The 17,952-nt window shown below is 62.9% G+C and carries 14 protein-coding genes and 1 tRNA gene; 8 read left to right on the top strand and 7 right to left on the bottom strand.

What is annotated here, in order from left to right; translation table 11 throughout:
- Positions 1-26 precede the first annotated feature (26 nt).
- The 4 genes from J2Y68_RS16360 to J2Y68_RS16345 all read right to left on the bottom strand — a co-directional run bounded on the left by J2Y68_RS16360 (position 27) and on the right by J2Y68_RS16345 (position 6,475).
- Positions 27-4,559 carry an ExeM/NucH family extracellular endonuclease gene (locus tag J2Y68_RS16360; RefSeq protein ID WP_309994853.1) on the bottom strand — a complete coding sequence of 1,511 codons (4,533 nt, stop codon included), beginning with the start codon at positions 4,557-4,559 and terminating at the stop codon, positions 27-29.
- 181 nt (positions 4,560-4,740) lie between these two features.
- Positions 4,741-5,232 carry a septum formation family protein gene (locus J2Y68_RS16355; RefSeq protein ID WP_309994852.1) on the bottom strand — a complete coding sequence of 164 codons (492 nt, stop codon included), beginning with the start codon at positions 5,230-5,232 and terminating at the stop codon, positions 4,741-4,743.
- 179 nt (positions 5,233-5,411) lie between these two features.
- Positions 5,412-6,197 carry a VOC family protein gene (locus tag J2Y68_RS16350; protein ID WP_309994851.1) on the bottom strand — a complete coding sequence of 262 codons (786 nt, stop codon included), beginning with the start codon at positions 6,195-6,197 and terminating at the stop codon, positions 5,412-5,414.
- Between the two features lie 187 nt (positions 6,198-6,384).
- A tRNA-Ser gene (locus J2Y68_RS16345) sits at positions 6,385-6,475 on the bottom strand.
- A gap of 102 nt (positions 6,476-6,577) precedes the next feature.
- Between J2Y68_RS16345 and J2Y68_RS16340 the strand changes: the two genes are divergently transcribed.
- The 7 genes from J2Y68_RS16340 (at position 6,578) to J2Y68_RS16310 (ending at position 12,979) form a co-directional block, all read left to right on the top strand.
- Positions 6,578-7,561: an NAD(P)H-quinone oxidoreductase gene (locus tag J2Y68_RS16340; protein WP_309994850.1), complete on the top strand. Its 984-nt coding sequence runs from the start codon at positions 6,578-6,580 to the stop codon at positions 7,559-7,561.
- A 29-nt stretch (positions 7,562-7,590) separates the two neighbouring features.
- Positions 7,591-8,133: a PadR family transcriptional regulator gene (locus tag J2Y68_RS16335; protein WP_257370370.1), complete on the top strand. Its 543-nt coding sequence runs from the start codon at positions 7,591-7,593 to the stop codon at positions 8,131-8,133.
- Between the two features lie 222 nt (positions 8,134-8,355).
- On the top strand, positions 8,356-10,626 hold the full coding sequence (locus tag J2Y68_RS16330; protein WP_309994849.1) for a carbon starvation CstA family protein: 2,271 nt from the start codon (positions 8,356-8,358) through the stop codon (positions 10,624-10,626).
- Positions 10,626-10,817: a YbdD/YjiX family protein gene (locus J2Y68_RS16325; protein ID WP_257370368.1), complete on the top strand. Its 192-nt coding sequence runs from the start codon at positions 10,626-10,628 to the stop codon at positions 10,815-10,817. Before J2Y68_RS16330 ends, J2Y68_RS16325 begins: the two co-directional genes overlap by 1 nt.
- Before the next feature lie 95 nt (positions 10,818-10,912).
- Positions 10,913-11,563 (top strand): bacterial proteasome activator family protein, encoded by a 651-nt coding sequence (locus J2Y68_RS16320; protein ID WP_309994848.1) that lies wholly within the window; start codon positions 10,913-10,915, stop codon positions 11,561-11,563.
- Between the two features lie 8 nt (positions 11,564-11,571).
- Positions 11,572-12,018, top strand: a complete 447-nt coding sequence (locus J2Y68_RS16315) for a hypothetical protein (RefSeq protein WP_309994847.1) — start codon at positions 11,572-11,574, stop codon at positions 12,016-12,018.
- A 121-nt stretch (positions 12,019-12,139) separates the two neighbouring features.
- Complete coding sequence (locus J2Y68_RS16310) at positions 12,140-12,979, top strand: aldo/keto reductase (protein WP_309994846.1); 840 nt, start codon at positions 12,140-12,142, stop codon at positions 12,977-12,979.
- A 377-nt stretch (positions 12,980-13,356) separates the two neighbouring features.
- On the opposite strand, the gene J2Y68_RS16305 is transcribed toward J2Y68_RS16310, so the two are convergent.
- On the bottom strand, positions 13,357-14,787 hold the full coding sequence (locus J2Y68_RS16305) for an SLC13 family permease (protein WP_309994845.1): 1,431 nt from the start codon (positions 14,785-14,787) through the stop codon (positions 13,357-13,359).
- Positions 14,788-14,820: 33 nt separating this feature from the next.
- Positions 14,821-15,939 (bottom strand): PrpF domain-containing protein, encoded by a 1,119-nt coding sequence (locus J2Y68_RS16300; RefSeq protein ID WP_309994844.1) that lies wholly within the window; start codon positions 15,937-15,939, stop codon positions 14,821-14,823.
- 241 nt (positions 15,940-16,180) lie between these two features.
- Between J2Y68_RS16300 and J2Y68_RS16295 the strand changes: the two genes are divergently transcribed.
- The gene (locus J2Y68_RS16295; protein WP_309994843.1) at positions 16,181-17,119 is read left to right on the top strand and encodes a LysR family transcriptional regulator; all 939 of its coding nucleotides are present in this window, start codon (positions 16,181-16,183) and stop codon (positions 17,117-17,119) included.
- Positions 17,120-17,149: 30 nt separating this feature from the next.
- Here the strand turns inward: J2Y68_RS16295 and J2Y68_RS16290 are convergent, their stop codons facing one another.
- A complete protein-coding gene (locus J2Y68_RS16290; protein WP_309994842.1) occupies positions 17,150-17,803 on the bottom strand; it encodes a hypothetical protein in 654 nt (217 codons plus the stop codon).
- Between the last annotated feature and the right edge of the window lie 149 nt (positions 17,804-17,952).

The raw sequence follows: 17,952 nt of genomic DNA, 5'->3' as shown, positions 1-17,952 counted from the left end.
GTCTCTTGGGGCATGCTACGGGGCGCTTAGCCCCTCAGGCATTTCTGGTACTGCAACCATTCGATGCCGTACCGCAGCCATCCCACAATGTCGTACCACTTGGACGGCTTGGTGGGCGGGGTGCACTGCGGCGGGTTGGGTCCGCTCGCTGCCACCTTGACCAGGGCCTTCACTACCGTTCCGGACTCGACGGCGGTCAGCACCAGGGTGCCTGTACCCGCGACCGCTGCAGCGGGCACCTTCACGTTGACGGTCGCCGCGCCGGCGGATACGGGGACGTCCCCGAGTGCCACGGAGGCGCCCTTGGCGTCGACAAAGACCGCTTTCAGCAAGGTGTTCGCAGGGCTGCCGATGGAGGTCAGGTTCAGCTTGGAGACCGCCAGCGTGATGGATTCGCCAGCCTTGACCTCGGCTGCGGTGGAGTTTGCCACAGCAACTGAGCGGCGTGCGAAGTCCGGCGAGACCGGGTTGTGCGTTTGGAGGTACTTGATCCAAGCGTCACGGTCCACCAGGCCCGTGTCCTTCGTGTTGCTGCCCTCCTTGAAGATCCGGAAGTTGTCACCGCCTGTTGCCAGGAAGCTGAAGGTACCGATCCTGTACTGCTTTGCGGGGTCGATCACAGCGCCATTAACCCAGATGCCAGTGATCCGATCGCCCGCTGCACGGGCGGCGTCGTAGGTGTAGTTGACGTTCTTGGACACCCCCAGCTGCTGGTACGGGCGGCTTGGGATGGTGCCGTCCGGGTTGGTCTGCCACTGCTGCTCCAGGAGCGTCTTGAACTGCGCACCCGTCAGGGATGTGGTCCACAGGTTGTTCACGAACGGCAGGACCGCGTTGGCCTCGGCGTAGGTGATGGTCCCGTCCGGCGCGTAGTACAGCTCGTTGCGCAACCCGCCGGGGTTGACGACGCCGATTTCCGCCGCGCCGAGTTCGGGCGCCTTGAGCGTGTCCACCAGGGAGTCCGCTACCAGGTTGCCCAGCGTGGACTCGCTCGCGCGATCGTCCCGCTTGGGGGCGCCCCCAGCGGGGTCCGGGGTGAATGCTGTGGTGATATCAGCGGTCACTGCACCTACAGGCTGGTTGCCGATTTCCGCAGCCTGGGCCAGGGCCATGTCCACGATGGTTTTCACTGCCGCCACCCGCGGATAGGCCGCGACGAGGCTTTCAGCGGTTTCGGTGGTCCTGTCCACGACTGCTGCCTTGTAGGCGGTGACGGACTTGCTCGCGGTGTCTACGGTGAGCGTTACGCTGCCCACGTTCTCGCCGTAGTTGCCGGTCTGCACGATCGGGCGGGTCTTGCCGGTGGGTTGGCCGTTGGCGTCAAGTACGGGCGCGTCCCAGGCGTACTCCTTGTGGGTGTGCCCGGTGAAGATGGCAGCTACGTCCGGAGTGGTTTCGTTGACGAGCTTGGCAAACGGACCGCCCGCGGCCACTTCCTGCTCCAACGTGGCGCCCTCTGGGGTGCCGGACGCGGCGCCATCGTGGTTTTCCACGATGATCAGGTCTGCCAGCTTTTCGGCCTTGATCTTCGCGGCAACCCGGTTGATGGCCTCCACGGGATCGCCGAACTCAAGATCGGTGATGCCTGCGGGGGTTACCAGGGAAGGAACTTCCTGGGTGACCGTGCCGATGACCGCTACCTTCATGCCGTTCAGGTCCAGGACCTTGTACTCCGGCAGGACGGGGGTGGTGGTGCCCTTCTGGTAAACGTTGGCGCCCAGGTAGGCGAACTTTGCGTTGTTGCCTCCGGCTATGACGCGGTCGCGCAAGTCTGCCCAGCCGCCGTCGAACTCGTGGTTGCCCACAGCGGAAGCCTGCAGCTCGAGCGCGTTCAGGACGTCAAGGGTGGGCTGGTCCTTCGCCACGGAGGAAGCGAAGAGGGAGGCACCGATATTGTCGCCAGCGGAGATGAAGGCAGTCGCGCCGGGGGCTGCTGCCGCACGGAGCTTCTCCACGGTGCCTGCGAAGAGTACCGTGTTGGTGTCGATCCGGCCGTGGAAGTCGTTAATTCCCAGGAACTGCAGGTCAACAGTGGCCGGTGCGTCCGGAGCCAGGTTCAGGCCCACCACCACGGGGTCGTGGTCGCTGGCCCGGAACTCGTCCGCGGCATAGTAGTTGGTCACGTTGTTGTTATACCTGCTGTATTCCAGGGCGACGGACTCAACGGAGTTGATGTTCCAGATGTCGGTTCCCGTGACAACCTTGTGGGCGGCCGGGGATGCCAGGATGTGGTCGAGGGAGCCCACCATCCCGCCGAACAGGTAGGAGTGTTTGCCGGTGCCGACTTCGAGGTCGGTGTAGCCCGCGCCGGTGAGGACGTTGATGGGATCTTCCTTGGAATAGGCGTTGAAGTCACCGATCAGGAAGACCTTGTCAGTGCCCTTGGAGGCCTGGAGGTCCTTGGAGAAAGCCAGCAGGGATTCGGCCTGCTTGGTGCGGGCAATGTTGGAGGCGCCCTGGCCCTTGTCGGTATCGTCCGGCGTTGCTGCGGAGCCCTTGGACTTGAAGTGGTTCACGATCGCGATGAATTTCTTGTCATCGCTGCCGCCGACCGGCTTGAACACCTGGGCCAGCGGCTTACGGGCGCTGGCGAAGGCCACGGTGTCGTTGTGGATGATGGACTCGCCCAGAGGTTCGGCCGCGGCCTTTTTATAGATGAATGCGGTGCGGATCATGTCTTCATCGCTCAGCGGGGGAGCGTTCGCAGGCGTGCGCACGTAATCCCACACTCCGGGAGTCTTGACGTTGAGGGACTCCACGAGCTTGGACAGGGCGTCGTCGCGGTTCTTGCCGAACTGGGCCGAGTTCTCGATCTCTTCGAGGGACACGACGTCGGCGCCCGACTTGGTAATCGCGGCAACGATCTTGGCCTGCTGGCGCTCGAAGTTCTCCGCGTTGGCAGCACCGCGGGCGTTGCAGCCTTCCTTGACGGTGATCGGGTTGCCGTCGCGGTCGGTGTAGAAAACACAGCCAGCGAGTTGGTCACCCGTGGTGGGGAAGTAGTTCAGCACGTTGAAGGAGGCCAGCTTGAGGCTGCCACCCACGTCTGCAGGACCTTCTGGGCGGGTGGAGGTGAAGGTTGCGGGCTGGACGGACTCAGCGTTTGCAGGGCTCAGCGCCGTGAGCGGCTGGAACTTCCACGAGTTGTTCCCGTAGCCCAGGATGACGTCGGTTTTGAACGTGGCGGGCGAGCCAACACGTACGGGGTCCGAAGGGGTCAGATACGGCAATTGCTGGGCCTTGGTGGCCGCGTCCTTGAGGAAGTTGGTGGACGCGCCGTCGTCGAGCTTGATGCCGCGCAAGGCGTTATCTGCCACTACGGCGGCATACTCGGGCGAGCCGTAGGTTGCCACCGCCGTCGGCTGGACCAGCGGGGACTTGCCGGCCGCGAGGCCGATCTCGCCGTACTGGTTCAGGGAGTAGTTGTCAGTCACCGTGAAGTCACCCTGGGGTGAGACAAGCATGCCTTCGAGGCTTTCACGGGCTGCCTCGTTGGCCGGCAACGCGAACGGCGTGGACTTGACCTCGGGGGCCGCTTCGGTGAGCTTCTTCAGCCCCGCGGCTTCCACTGTGATCTGTGTTTGGTTGGCAAATTCGCTGACCACACCGGTGAGTTCCAGGTAGTCGCCCGGCTGGACCGTGGCCGCCGTCGTGGGTGAATAGACGAACAAAGCGTCCGACGCCGTCCTGGCCGCCGCTGCTGTTTCGCCGCCGGTACCCGGGGTCTGCACGTAGTAGCCGTTGAATCCGCCTGTCGCGTAGACGGCGGTGACCTTGCCTCGGGTGCTCACCGTGCTGCCGACCAACGGGCTGGCCATGCCGGTGCCTTGTATCTCCGCGATGGTCTTGGTGCCCGGTTGCGGACCAGGATCGGTGGGCGGCGTGGTGCCAGCCGAAGGCGTGGGGGTGATGGTGGCGCTGAGGGTGAAATCAGCGGCATTGGAGTCGGTGTCAACGCCGTTGGTCCGGTTGAGGCTCTTGACGTCTGAATTACTGGCGGGAGCCGTTGCAGGCGCGGTCTCAAAAGTGTTGGACGTTCCGTAACCCAGGAGGTCGGCGATGGCGGCGTTGGCCGTCACTGAGCCCGCGGGAAGTGGGGACACGGCGGTGCCCTGTTTCGCCAGGACCAGTGTCCCGGTGGTTCCGCTCGGGTTCAGGGTTCCGGAGGCCTGAACATCCGGCGTGGGGAGGGCCGGCGCCGTAGAGGAGGCGCTGTTGCTGGCCCCTTGGACCAGGAAGTAGCCCTTGGCCGGGATACTCCCTGTCAAGGGAGTGATCCCCGTTGGTGCTGCGGTAGCCGTGCCCGACCGGTATTGCAAGGACCAGCCAGCCAAGCTGACGGGTGCGTCCGAGGAGTTGTAGAGCTCCACGAATTTGTTCTTGAAGGCCGCGCCGCTGCTTCCGCCGCTGAGATAGGCCTCGTTGATGACCACCGGCGAGGTGCCCGCCGGCGTGGCGGGATCGTCCGCCGCCATGGCCGGGACAGCCGTCAACGGGGCTGCAAGCAACCCTGCCGACAAGGCCGTTCCCGCCAGTAATTTCCAATGGTGTTGGTGCATCCGCTCTAACTTTCATTAGGGAGCCCTGTATGGCCCTGTGGACGACGCCCACCTTCTTGTGAAGTGGGCGCTGTTCCCGGAAGTTACTCCGGGGTAAAGCTGCCTCAGACGTAGCAGAACACGAACGGATGAATGGGAAGTGGACCAGTGGTGGCCGGAGAGTGCCCGCCACTGGCCTTCTTTACTTGGCGGCGCCCTTGAGGGTCCCGGACGTAGCTGCGCCGGACGCGCCGCCGATCAGGCAGACGATCTCGCGGTCATCGGCCTTCCACGTATCGGTAGTGGGGTAGAAGTAGGTCAGTTCCAGGGTTGATGAATCAAAGGGCACGCCCACGAAGCTTGCGAACTCGGAACTGCAATACTCTTCGGATTGCTTCTCAACCTCGGACTGGCCCGGGTACGTGTCGGCCACAATGTCCTTGGCCGCATAAGCTTCGAGATCGTGCTCTTGGTCGCAGGGGATGACGGATACGTCCTTGACCTCAGTACCGGACGGCTCAGCGATGCAGTCACCCACCTTCACTTTGAAGGCATCCGCAACAGAAGACTCGGTAGGTTTGCCGGACTCGTCCCGTTTGGCATCCCCGCTGCTGATCAGCGAACATCCCGCCAGGGCTAAGGACGCCAGGCCCAACAGGGCGGTGGCTTTGATGGCTTGTGAAAGGTGCTGCAACTCAGGTCCTCGTTCCCCAGGGACCGCAGGTGGAGATCGGGGGATGCCCAGCCTGCGGCCAATCAATGAGGGACCGGTCAAAGCGCCCACGCCGAACGATCCCCCAGGATCGGCGGTGGGCGGGTGGGGCCGGGCGCCCCTGGGTAGGAGGCGCCGGGCACCACCCGGAAATCAAAAGTCTAAGCGGACTGACCCGTGTCCTGGATGATCTTGAATACTGCGCCGGTGGGATCAATGAGCGTCGCCAGGCGGCCGAACGGTGTTTCTTCCGCGGCATGCATGACTGTTGCTCCCAAGGCGAGGGCTTGCTCTACTGTGGCGTCGGTGTTCTCAACCGCGAAGTAGACGCTCCACATGGACGGTACTTCGTCAGAGAGTACGCCGGCGGCATCCATGATGCCCGCCTTCGCGTTGTCTCCTGCGCCCAGGGTGGTGTAGCGGAACTCCGGGGTATCACTCATGACATTCGTGTCCCAGCCGAAGACTTTCTGGTAGAAAGACACGGCTGAGTCGTAGTCCTTGGCAAGGAGCTCATGCCACGCCGGTGAACCCGGTTCCGCAGCTACTTCGAAACCCTTCATCTGACCGAACTGCCAGGCACCGATGGATGCGCCCGAGGAATCGCCGTACATGGCCATGCTGCCTTGCTCCGGAACATCCATGGGTTCCATGTAGACCTGGCCCCCGTTGGCCGCTGCGGCCTCTGTGGTCGCCTTGATGTCGTCCGTGCGCAGGTAAGTGGACCACAGGTCCGGCATGGCGCCCATGTCAGCCTGCTTCTGCATGATGCCGGCCACCAGCTTTCCGTCCTTGGACGCGGTGATGTAGCCGCCGTACGTCTCCTCATCACCGGCTTCGTACGTCCAGCCGAAGAGGACGTTGTAAAACTCCTTGGCTTTCTCTGTATCGGACGTCATCAGATCTATCCAGCACGGTGCGCCGGGTGTGATGTCAGGCGTTGGCATAGGTCAGGCTCCTGTTGTAGTTCCGCGGTAAAACTGCGGTTTAGGTCAGAGGTGTGGAGACAGGTAGAACACTATGCGGGGGGTCTGACAGTTTCAATGATGTTCCGGTTGCAGGTTCTCAGTTAGCCCGGACGCACTGGGACCGTGGGCACAAAAATGCCCCGGGTTTGGAACCCGGGGCATTCATTGGCGGAAGGTAAGGGATTTGAACCCTTGGTACGGGGTTACCGCACACTGGTTTTCAAGACCAGCTCCTTAGGCCGCTCGGACAACCTTCCTCGCCTAGTAGTGTTTCATAGGGAGTTGGCTGTTCCAAAACATCACGTCTGTCCGGTCCCCGCCCCGGGGCCGACGGACATGCAAGAAACCGGGAGTTCGTCATGAAAGCCGTCTACATCTCAGAGCCAGGCGGGCCCGAAGTCCTCGAGGTCCGCGACGTTCCTGCTCCGGTCCCGGGTGAGGGCGAAGTCCTGATCGATGTCGTCGCCGCAGGCCTGAACAGGGCCGATGTCCAGCAGCGACGCGGTTTCTACCCGCCACCCCCTGGGGCTTCAGAGATCCCCGGGCTTGAAGTGTCCGGCCGCATCGCCGCCTTCGGTCCCGGCGTCACCAAGGCATTCTCGGTAGGGGACAAAGTAGTTGCCCTTCTTTCCGGTGGCGGCTACGCCCAACAGGTAGCTGTGTCCGCCGAGCAAGTGCTCAGGGTTCCCGACGGCGTTGACCTCATCACCGCAGCCGCGCTGCCCGAGGTTGCCGCCACCGTTTACTCCAACCTGATCATGACCGCCCAACTGCAACCAGGCGAGACGGTGCTCATCCACGGGGCAACGGGCGGCATCGGCACCATGGCCATCCAGCTGGCCAAGGCCTACGGCGCAAAAGTGGCTGCCACAGCCGGCACGGACGAGAAGGTCGGCACCGCCAAGGCCTTCCTCGGTGCGGACATCGCCATCAACTACACCGAAGAGGACTTCGCTGAAAGCCTGCGGGCGCAAAACGGTGGCAAAGGCGCGGACGTGATCCTCGACGTCGTCGGTGCCAAATACCTGCAGCAGAACATCGACGCCCTTGGCGACTACGGCAGGCTCATCGTCATCGGGCTCCAGGGCGGCGCCACAGCGGAAATCAACCTCGGCCAGCTCCTCAGCAAACGGGCCGCCGTTATCGGAACGGCCCTCCGGCCCCGGTCCGTGGCCGAGAAGGGCATCATCATGTCCGCCGTGCGCGAGTCCGTATGGCCCATGATCACCGATGGCAGGATCCGGCCCCTGGTGGCCAAGTCCTTCCCGCTGGACCAAGTGCAGGACGCGCACCGGTACTTTGACTCCGGCGACCACGTGGGCAAGGTCCTGCTTCTGCTCTGACCAGTCAATCCACCGCAGCGAGGAGTCCAATGTCCATCCGGCACAGCCTGCTGGCCCTGCTCCAGGACCAGCCGCGGTACGGCTATGAGCTGCGGGTCGAATTCGAGGACCGAACAGCTGCCGCCTGGCCGCTGAACATCGGGCAGGTCTACACCACCCTGGACCGCCTGGAGCGTGACGGCCTGGTCAGCAAGGACGGCGACGACGGCGGTGGGCACGTCGTCTACAGCATCACTGACGCCGGGGCTGAGGAAGTCGTGGCGTGGTTCGCGGGGGCGGTTGACCGGGGCAGTCCGCCGCGGAACGAAATCGCCATCAAGCTGGCGCTCGCCGTTACCCTTCCTGGTGTGGACGCCTCGGAAGTGATCCAGTCACAGCGCGAAGTGTCACTCCGTGCCCTGCAGGAACATACGCAGGCCCGTAAGGCGGTTTCCGCCAATCAGCGATCGTCCGATACTGCATGGCTGCTGGTGCTGGACTCGCTGATTTTTCAGGCCGAAGCGGAGGTGCGCTGGCTGGACCTTTGTGAGGCACGGATGGTCCAGGCGCAGGGCAACGCGGGAGCGGTTTAGCGTCTTCCGGTGCGAGACGCGAGTTTGCTGGGCGTCCAGGAACGGTCGTCCGTCGCATGGCTGTGACCGCTCACCGCGGGCCAGGGTCCCGCACGCGTGTACGGCCTTTACTTGTCGGTAGCAGTTGTTACTGTGCTGGAAGGCACGTGGCGAAGCGGTCCCTACCGCAGTTTTCGCCACAACAGCATTTCCCATCACCGCAGCAGTTCTCAAGGAGGAGATATGGGCAAGGTTCCTGACCAAACCGGACTCGCGGAAGGACTGGATCCCACACTGCCATCGCCGGCCGTGGATGATTCCGTTAGTGAGGCTGAAGAGCGTAACTGGACGCCGGCCAAGATTGGGCTCTGGGTGGCGATTTCGCTCCTTGGGGCGGTGGCATGGTTCATGGTCGCGTTGGTCCGTGGCGAAACAGTGAATGCCATCTGGTTCGTTTTCGCCGCGGTGTGCACGTACTTGATCGGCTACCGGTTCTACTCGAAGGTCATAGAGCGGTACCTGCTCAAACCGGACGACCGCCGGGCCACTCCTGCTGAGTACAAGGCGGATGGCAAGGACTATGTCCGAACAGACCGCAACGTGCTCTTCGGCCACCACTTCGCTGCCATTGCAGGCGCTGGCCCGCTGGTAGGACCTGTCATCGCGGCCCAAATGGGCTATCTGCCGGGCACTATCTGGATCATCCTCGGCGTCGTTCTTGCCGGCGCGGTGCAGGACTATCTGGTGATGTTCTTCTCCATGCGCCGCGGTGGACGGTCCCTGGGCCAAATGGCCCGTGAAGAACTTGGTGTTATTGGCGGTACCGCAGCGCTGGTCGCCACGCTGCTGATCATGATCATCATCGTGGCCATCCTCGCGCTCGTGGTGGTCAACGCCCTTGGTGAGAGCCCGTGGGGTGTGTTCTCCGTCGGCATGACTATCCCCATCGCACTGTTCATGGGTGTTTACCTGCGCTTTATCCGGCCGGGCAAGGTCATGGAAGTCTCCATCATCGGGTTCGTCCTCCTCATGGCCGCCATCATTGGCGGCGGTGCGGTGGCTGGCACCGAGTGGGGTGCGGCCTTCTTCCACCTGGATAAGGTGACCATCGCGTGGGGCCTTATCATCTACGGGTTCATCGCCGCGATCCTGCCCGTTTGGCTGCTCCTTGCGCCGCGGGACTACCTTTCGACGTTCATGAAGATCGGCGTGATCGTGATGCTCGCGCTTGCCATCATCGTGGTCCGTCCGGAAATCACGGTCCCGGCGTTCAGCGAGTTCGCCAGCCGCGAGAACGGGCCGGTCTTCTCCGGTGCACTGTTCCCGTTCCTGTTCGTGACCATCGCCTGTGGCGCGTTGTCCGGTTTCCACGCGCTCATTTCCTCGGGCACCACCCCCAAGCTGATCGAGAAGGAGCGGCAGACGCGCTTCATCGGTTACGGCGGCATGCTGATGGAGTCCTTCGTGGCCATCATGGCGCTCGTAGCAGCGATCTCGATCGATCGCGGCGTCTACTTCGCCATGAACGCTCCGTTGGCCCTGACCGGCGGCACGGTTGAAACCGCAGCCACTTGGGTCAACAGCCTGGGCCTGGCCAACGTGAACATCACCCCCGACGTCCTGGCCCAGACAGCGAAGGACGTGGGCGAGGAGAGCATCATCTCGCGCTCCGGTGGTGCCCCGACGCTGGCTGTTGGCCTGGCGCACATCATGCAGCAGTTCATCGGCGGCCCCGGCATGATGGCTTTCTGGTACCACTTCGCCATCATGTTCGAGGCACTCTTCATCCTGACCGCAGTGGACGCGGGCACGCGTGTTGCCCGGTTCATGCTGCAGGACTCCATCGGCAACTTTGTTCCCAAGTTCAAGGAAGCCTCATGGCGGCCCGGTGCATGGTTGTGCACGGCAATCATGGTGGCAGCCTGGGGTGCGGTGCTGATCATGGGTGTCACGGATCCTTTGGGTGGCATCAACACCCTCTTCCCGCTGTTCGGTATTGCCAACCAGCTTCTCGCCGCAATCGCCTTGGCGGTGTGCATGGCCATTGTGGCCAAACGGGGCACCTTCAAATGGCTGTGGATCGTCGCTGTCCCGTTGGCGTTCGCCGCCGTCGTCACCATCACGGCCAGCTTCCATAAGATCTTCTCGCCCGTCCCGGCCGTAGGATACTTTGCCAACAACCAGGCGTTCTCCAAGGCCTTGGCTGATGGGAAGACGGAATTCGGAACCGCCAAATCGGTGGCGGCCATGGAAGCGGTGATCCGGAATACGGCTATCCAGGGGTGGCTGTCAGTGATCTTTGTGGTCTTGAGCATCATCGTGATTCTCACCGCCCTCCTGGCCACCATCAAAGCCATCCGCGCCGGTGGGGGACAGGGTCACGAGGACCCGGCTGTCCCTTCAAAGGTCTTCGCCCCCGCGGGGCTGATCCCCACTGCGGCGGAGAAGGCTTTGCTCGCCGAATGGAACGCCCTACCCGTTGGGAAACGCACTGAGAAAGCCGGACACCACTGATGAACGCCATCGCCAACGGCTTCCGGGGCTTCGCGGCATACATGGGTTCGCTTATGGGTGCTGATGCGTACGCGAAGTATCTTGAGCATTTCGCTGCTACCGGCCATGCCGGTCCCGCCATGACCGAACGTGAGTTCTGGCGGGACCGGATGGACCGGCAGGACAGCAACCCGCAGGGAAGGTGCTGCTGACACCAGCGCCGGTGGTCGCCTGTTTCGCTACGAACGAAGTCCAAAAATGATGACTCGGACCTGGGTTCGCCCGAACCACATGAGAGTATGAACCAATGAGCGATCTGAACGACATTCAGCCCAAGGATGAGGCTTCGGACGACACCCCCGTGGAGGGCACCATGCTGGACGAGGGCGAGGCACAGGCCCCTGGCCAGCCACAGACTCAAGGGCAACCTGCGGACGATGCCAAGCCCAGGAGCGGTGGCCTCCACGAACTGGTGGACGAGCCCGCCAAGGTGATGCGGATCGGCACCATGGTCCGGCAGCTCCTGGAAGAAGTTAAGGCAGCACCGTTGGACGATGCTGCCCGCGGACGCCTGGCAGAAATCCACGAACGCTCCATCAAGGAACTCGAAGATGGGCTTGCGCCGGAACTCATCGAGGAACTGGAGCGCATCAGCCTTCCGTTCCCCGAGGAAAAGGCGCCTTCCGACGCCGAACTCCGCATCGCCCAAGCCCAGCTGGTGGGCTGGCTTGAGGGTCTTTTCCATGGGATCCAGGCCGCCATTGCGGCCCAACAAGCCGCCAAGGAACACGCAGCCGCCCAGATGCACCTGCGGCAGCTCCCACCTGGAACCGTCATCGCTCCGGGAATCGTTATCGGGGAAAATGGGCAACCGCAGCGGGCCGCCGCGCCTGGCGCGCCCGGCGTTCCGCAGGGACGTCCCGAAGATCCCGACCACGGCCCGGGCCAGTACCTCTGAGTCTGGGGGTGGGTTTCTTTGGGGCCGTCCGGCAGGGGCGGAAAGACGATGTGGAGCTCGGCAAGGGGCTTTGGCGCCGCGCCCACGACCGCTTCCATCGGGGATTGGACCGGTACCACCAGGTACTTGAGGGCGTAGATGACGAGCAGTTGTACAACGAACTGGTGGTGATCGCCAATGAACTGGCCGGGTTGTCGCCGCGTGTCAGGGCTATTTGCGTTGAGGCGCAACGACGTTCGCCCAGTGACGGTTTGGACGTTCCTGGGGCGCTTGCCGGCGTGCACCGGGCGCTATCGAAGGCGGGGAACTCCTTGGCCACCACGGCTGAAGCGGCGGCAATGCTGAGGCTGGCCGTTGGGCCGGTGCCGGTGGGTGCGCTGTCCGTCCATCGGCGCGCGGAGGCCGTCTTCGAGCAGGTTGCCGATGCCGAGCGGGAACTTTCCAAGGAAGCATAGTGTGCAGCGTCCGCAACTACAGGCGTGCGCCCTTATTCATCCGATGCAATAAGTTAAGCGCATAGCTGATCTGCGTAACAATTGGCGCTTTCCAACGCGCCGTGCTGGCAGTATGGCAAGCATGACTTCGTCACCAACACTTACTTTCAACGACGGCAACACCATCCCCCAGCTCGGCTACGGGGTGTGGCAAGTTGAAGACGATGTAGCCGAAAAGGTGGTGCGCCAGGCTTTCGAGGCTGGGTTCCGCCACATCGACACAGCAAAGATCTACGGCAACGAGGCAGGCGTCGGCCGTGCCATTGCCTCCTCCGGCCTTTCCGCCGAGGACATCTTCATCACCACCAAGCTGTGGAATGCAGACCAGGGCTACGAGTCCACGCTGGAGGCTTTCGAGGCTTCCATGGACCGTCTCGGCCTGGAGACGCTGGACCTCTACCTCATCCACTGGCAGCAGCCCAAGCAGGAAAAGTACGTTGATACCTGGAAGGCCCTCATCGAGCTCAAGAAGCGCGGCCGGGTCAAGTCCATCGGTGTTTCCAACTTCACCAAGGAAGGCCTGCAGCACATCATTGATGAAACCGGCGTTGTGCCGGCCATCAACCAGGTGGAACTGCACCCGTTCTTCAACCAGTCCGAGCTGCGCGAGTTCAACGCGTCCAAGGGAATCCTGACCCAGGCTTGGTCCCCTCTGGGCCAGGGTGGCGAGCTGTTGGAGAGCGCCACCATCGCTGAAATCGCTGCCAAGCACGACGCCACGCCGGCGCAGGTTGTCATCGCCTGGCACCTGGCCATCGGCAACGTCGTGATCCCCAAGTCCGTTACCGAGTCGCGTATCCGGGAAAACTTCGCTGCCCTGGACGTCACGCTGGACGCCACCGACGTCGAGGCCATCAACGGCCTGGACCGCGGCGCCGAGGGCCGCATCGGCCCGGACCCGGCAGTCTCCGACTTCGCCTAAGCCTGACGGTTTGTGCAGGTGCCCCGCTCCCTTCTTGGGGGCGGGGCACCTGCCGTTAACGTTCGACGCCGGCACCTGCCGTTAACGTTCGACGCCGGCACCTGGCCGGGGCGCCCAAGGTGACCGGCCGCCGTCGCACCCTTACGAGGCGGTCGGCCGTTCCGCCCGCCCGGCTCCAGCTGTCCCCGGACAGGCCAAAGGCAGGACGCCCTGGGAGCGTCCTGCCTTTGTCTTTAGCGCATGGGGTCCCTGCGCCCGTCCGTCGGGTTTCCTGTTGCGATGGAGTACAGGGCCTTCCCGCGCTTGCCGGACATTGGTCCGGCAGGCTGTGCCGCATCCGCTGTAAACCCAGCGGGATGGAAGCCGGTGCAGGTGGGTTACATGATGCCGGTGGGTACCAGCAGGGCCCAGGCCAGTGCCGGGGCAACCAGGACGACTCCACCGGCGTACATCATCAGCTGCTTGTAGACGCGCTGGCGGTCGTGCTCGCGTGCGTTGGCTACTACCAAGGCGCCGTCAGTGGAGAACGGTGAAACGTCTACCACCGTGGCTGCAATTGCAAGAGCCGCGACGGTTCCGGAGGCGCTGAGTGAGCTGGTTGCCAGCAAAGGGCCGGCCAGCGGGATGAACGCGGTCAGCAATGCCGTGGACGAGGCGAAGGCCGATCCGACGCCAATGACGTAGCAAAGGACCAATGCGATCAGCAGGGGTGCGCCCAAGGCGAGGGCCTGTTCGGCGAGGGTGTCGATGACGCCGACGTGCTGGAGCAGCGAGACGTACGTGATCATGCCGGCCACCAGCAGGACGGTAGACCAAGAGATGCCGCCGATGAACGTCTGGTGCTCCTTGATGTTCACCAGTGCCAGGAGAAGGCCGGCGGACAGGGCAACGAAGCCGATAGGCATGTGGAAGCCCAACGTGCACACGAGGATTGCGAGAATCAGGGCCAAGGTCAGGAGCTGCTGCCCGTTGGGGCGTCCGATCCGCGGCGAATCCAGTGCGGAGTACTCGTTGGCGTGCTTGTCACGGAGTTTGCCGAGCAGCCCAAACAGCACGATGGTCAGCGCCGAAAGGATGAAGTTCAGGGCGAAGCTCGCCAGGAAAAGTGCCCCCTGGTCGATGGGAAAGCCGTTCTTAGTGGCGATGTCGTGAACCAGGACGCCGGCCACGGACAGGGGCGAGAAGCCGCCGGCATGGGCGCCATTGATGACGAAGGCCCCCATCAGGACCGGATGGATGCGCGACTCGTAGGCAAGCCCGAGCGCGGCCGGTGCCAGGAGTGCCACGGCCGCGGGGGAGAACGTCCCCAGTGCGGTCAGGGCTGCGGCCATGAGGAAGAAGACCCAGGGCAGCAGCATGGTCTTGCCCCGGACCAGTCGGACGCATGTCTGCACAATGATGTCGATGGAGCCGTTCCGCTGGGCCATGCTGAAGAAGTAGGTGACGCCGATGATCGTCAGTACGATGCTGGCCGGGAATTCTTCCAGGATCTGCTTGTCAGTCATGCCCAGTACGAAATAGCCGACGCCGAAGGAAGCAACCAGCCCCATCACGCCGATGTTGAGCGGCCACTTGGTTGCCACCACGAACATCACCACCAGGATGACGAGCGGGATGATCTGCGTTGCGGTCATGGTCGGCTCCGATCCCGAGGCCGCCGCGGGGCTGCCAAGGACACCTCCGAGCAGGAGGGCGGCGAGACCCAGGACGGTGATGGCGACAGCCGTCACCAGCAGGATACGACGGCGGCGCTTGGGCCGCGCTTCAACTGGGGGGTTGGGGGCAGTCTTCTCTGCGGTCTTAGTCATGGTGCTCTCTCTTCATTGAGTAGCGCTGGCTGTTCAGCGGGTAGCGCCGGCAAGGGAGGCGTCGACGGTGTTGTCGAGCGTCTCGGGGAGGTGGATGGTGGTGGTTGCGATGGTGCGGGCTGTCCGATCCACACCGATGATCAGGGAACCGTCCTTTTCCTCACTCCACGTCTCGATCACGCCGGCTGGTGTGCGCAGCCTCAGCGTTGGCCGCAGGTTGTGTTCGGTGATGTCGTACAGAACGGTGCCCGGTGTGCGGGCTGCAAGCGTCAGTGCGATGCTGCCCGTGATGGCGAGGGCGGGGTGCGGCTTGCCCATGGAGAGCATCATGACGCTGACATCGCTGCCTGCATCGGACTGGGCCGGTGGAGCGACGATGGCAACTTTCGGGATGGCTCGTGCCGCTTCGCTGGTGGTTGCGGCGAGGCCCATGCGTACTGCCGCTTGGCGTCGGATCTGTTCGAGCGTCTCCAATTGCAGTTCGACGCCAGCAAACCAGCTATCGTAGCGTTCCGGGTCCAAGCCGAGCTCCTCGGCTCGCAGAATTACTACTGGCGCTCCGGCGTCGACAAGGGAAGCGGTCCAGCGTGTCCCGCCTGCGCTGATCGTCTCTGCCGCGGATCCAGTGGGAAGCAAGCTCCCAGTGGTTTTACCGGCGGGGTCCTGGAAACCAAGCCCCACCCGGTACCCGGGGAAGGGGACGCCGGGCATCTCTGCCTGCGGGACGATGGGAAGGGCACCGGCCGGGGTGGATACCCGCTGGATGATGATCTGGCCAGTGTTGGTATTCCGGGTGACGATCCGGGTGATGTCACTGGTGGGCGTAACCCAACCCTTCTCGATGGCGTACAAGCCCACCACCGCCGAGCAGTTACCGCAATTGCTGCCCCAGTCAACGGCAGCTTCTTCAATTCCTACCTGGGCAAACGTGAACTCGACATCAATATCGTCGTCCGCTGGACGGTGGACGATCATGGCTTTGCTGGTTGTCGAAGTTGCGCCACCCACACCGTCGATCTGCCGGTGGTCGGGGCTGCCGAACAGTCGCGGGAGCAACGCGTCCGGACTGGTTTCAGTGTCACCGAATTGCCCGCTTTCGAAGACCCAGCACTTGCTGGTGCCTCCGCGCATCCATTCCGCTTCGATGTTCATGGTCGGTTCCTTGCTTCTCTGTCGCCCAGGTTTGTTCAAGGGCTTACTTCGAGATTGAGGCACATCACATTTGAAGACAATGTTGAATATCTTGGGTGGGATGAAGCAATACTTCATTCACCGATTGCTTTGGGTGGGATCGTCCGCTGAAGATAAGGAATGGCCTTCCTGGATGCCAACTCTTCCTTGGTATTGGCTGCTGCCTGTATAGAATTAACCAATTCCTAGGAAGGGTGAACCGTTGCTTAACGATGCGAGCCAGGATCTTTTTGATATTCGACGGCTGGCGCTGCTGGTTGAGGTTGTTGAGCAGGGTTCCATAACCGCCGCCGCCGAACTCATGCTCTACTCTCCTTCGGCAGTTTCCCAGCAGCTGCGGAAACTGGAACAGGAAGTGGGGCAACCACTCCTCAACCGCCGCTCCCGTGGGGTAGTGCCCACCGAAGCGGGGCAGGTGCTGGCTGGCCACGCCCGCAAGATCGTCAGTCAAATGCGGGCAGCACAGTCGGACCTTGACCAAATCGCCGGACTCAAGCGCGGCTCCCTGACGGTCGGAACATTCCCGACTCTTGCCGGGTCATTCCTCCCCATAGTCATCAGGGCCTTCAAGAAGCGGTACCCGGCCATTGGCCTGTCCGTGCGCAGTGCGCGTTTCGATGACCTGGTATCGGACCTGCAGTCCGGGGTTACTGGCCTATGCCTCCTCTGGGACTACCCCTGGAACAGATTCCAGGACGACTCAATTCGCGTCACCGAGGTCTTCCAGGAGAGCACGGTGATCCTGGTTTCCCGAGGACACGCTCTGGCCGGGCGCGAAGAGATCCGAATGGAGGAGCTCCGCAAGGAGTCGTGGATAGTGCGGGCTGAGGCCCATCCCGTGGTGGAAGTGCTGCAACGTTCTGCCCACGAAGCCGGGTTCGAACCAACCATCGGGTTCCTGGCCAACGACTATCAGGAAGCCCAGGCAATGGTGAGCGTTGGGATGGGCGTGGCCATGGTGCCGAAAACCGCCGTCGCACTCCAACATCCCGACGTGAGGGTCATCAGCCTGGGTTCCGCCGCCCCCTTGCGGCGGGTGCTGCTGGCACAACGCCAGGACAAGGTCTACGCGCCGGCGGAAGTCGCCTTTCACTCCACTCTGCTGGAGATAGCGCGGGAGCGCGCGGGGGACTACCTGTAGCAGCGGCACCAGGGGTATGTCGCCGTCGACTTACCGCCGGGACATTTTAAGGATGACCCGATAGCCGTCCGCGGGCCATTCTTCTTCCACTATGCATACTTCGTCCGTGCCGCCTCCGTCGCGGTCGTTTTCTTTGATGCAGCCGTCCTCCGACAGCTTCGATTTGCTGACATCCATCCCTATGCGGGTCGCAACGTCATTGAGGCTGACTCTATGATCAACCTTCCACTCCGCGCGCAGCCTGACGCAGGAGGTGTCGATGGAGAGACAGCCGGCCTCTACCTTCGGATCGCTCCGGTGCGTGAGAACCCAGTCGTCCTCCGGTGCATTGTCGGCCGCGGCCATGACAGCTTTGGCCTTCTCGGCGTGGCTCCCACCGCCGTTGATGGAGTTGACCAGGGCGGAGCACCCCGCGAACAGGAGGATCAGCACGAAAATGCCGATGCCACCGAGAATCCACCCGAGTTTGCTCTTCTTTTTGGGCTGCGGCGGACCGTACTGCTGTGGCGGGCCGTACTGCTGTGGCGGCCCGTACTGCGGCGGTGGGCCGTACTGCGGGCGCTGCTGGGGATGCTGGCCGGGAAACGGTTGAGGTGGCGGTGGTCCGTACGGTTCCATGCAGCGAATGTCTCCTGGGTCGTCGTCAAGGACAGTAGTTGTGGAGGCTGATGACAATGGCGCCATGACCGTCCTCCAAAACAGCGTAAGGGTTCATGCGCGCTGTCATGCCTCCCGCCGTCGGCTTCGACGTGTTTCTGCCCAAAGTTGTCCCTAAACTGTGGCAGGACCCAATATCGTGGCGTTCGCACAGAGGAGCCCCCGGGCACATACGC

The organism is Paenarthrobacter nitroguajacolicus, from assembly GCF_031455195.1.
In the GTDB taxonomy this organism is placed as follows: domain Bacteria; phylum Actinomycetota; class Actinomycetes; order Actinomycetales; family Micrococcaceae; genus Arthrobacter; species Arthrobacter nitroguajacolicus_D.
Note: the sequence above shows the minus strand (reverse complement) of the source record. Positions and strands in the feature narration are given on the sequence as shown.

Bases quoted from the DNA above. Each gene is read 5' to 3' on its own strand.
- J2Y68_RS16290 (WP_309994842.1), bottom strand. From the start codon at position 17,803: ATGGCGCCATTGTCATCAGCCTCCACAACTACTGTCCTTGACGACGAC.
- J2Y68_RS16340 (WP_309994850.1), top strand. From the start codon at position 6,578: ATGAAAGCCGTCTACATCTCAGAGCCAGGCGGGCCCGAAGTCCTCGAG.
- J2Y68_RS16350 (WP_309994851.1), bottom strand. From the start codon at position 6,197: ATGCCAACGCCTGACATCACACCCGGCGCACCGTGCTGGATAGATCTG.
- J2Y68_RS16360 (WP_309994853.1), bottom strand. From the start codon at position 4,559: ATGCACCAACACCATTGGAAATTACTGGCGGGAACGGCCTTGTCGGCA.
- J2Y68_RS16325 (WP_257370368.1), top strand. From the start codon at position 10,626: ATGAACGCCATCGCCAACGGCTTCCGGGGCTTCGCGGCATACATGGGT.
- J2Y68_RS16300 (WP_309994844.1), bottom strand. From the start codon at position 15,939: ATGAACATCGAAGCGGAATGGATGCGCGGAGGCACCAGCAAGTGCTGG.
- J2Y68_RS16320 (WP_309994848.1), top strand. From the start codon at position 10,913: ATGAGCGATCTGAACGACATTCAGCCCAAGGATGAGGCTTCGGACGAC.
- J2Y68_RS16330 (WP_309994849.1), top strand. From the start codon at position 8,356: ATGGGCAAGGTTCCTGACCAAACCGGACTCGCGGAAGGACTGGATCCC.
- J2Y68_RS16305 (WP_309994845.1), bottom strand. From the start codon at position 14,787: ATGACTAAGACCGCAGAGAAGACTGCCCCCAACCCCCCAGTTGAAGCG.
- J2Y68_RS16310 (WP_309994846.1), top strand. From the start codon at position 12,140: ATGACTTCGTCACCAACACTTACTTTCAACGACGGCAACACCATCCCC.
- J2Y68_RS16335 (WP_257370370.1), top strand. From the start codon at position 7,591: ATGTCCATCCGGCACAGCCTGCTGGCCCTGCTCCAGGACCAGCCGCGG.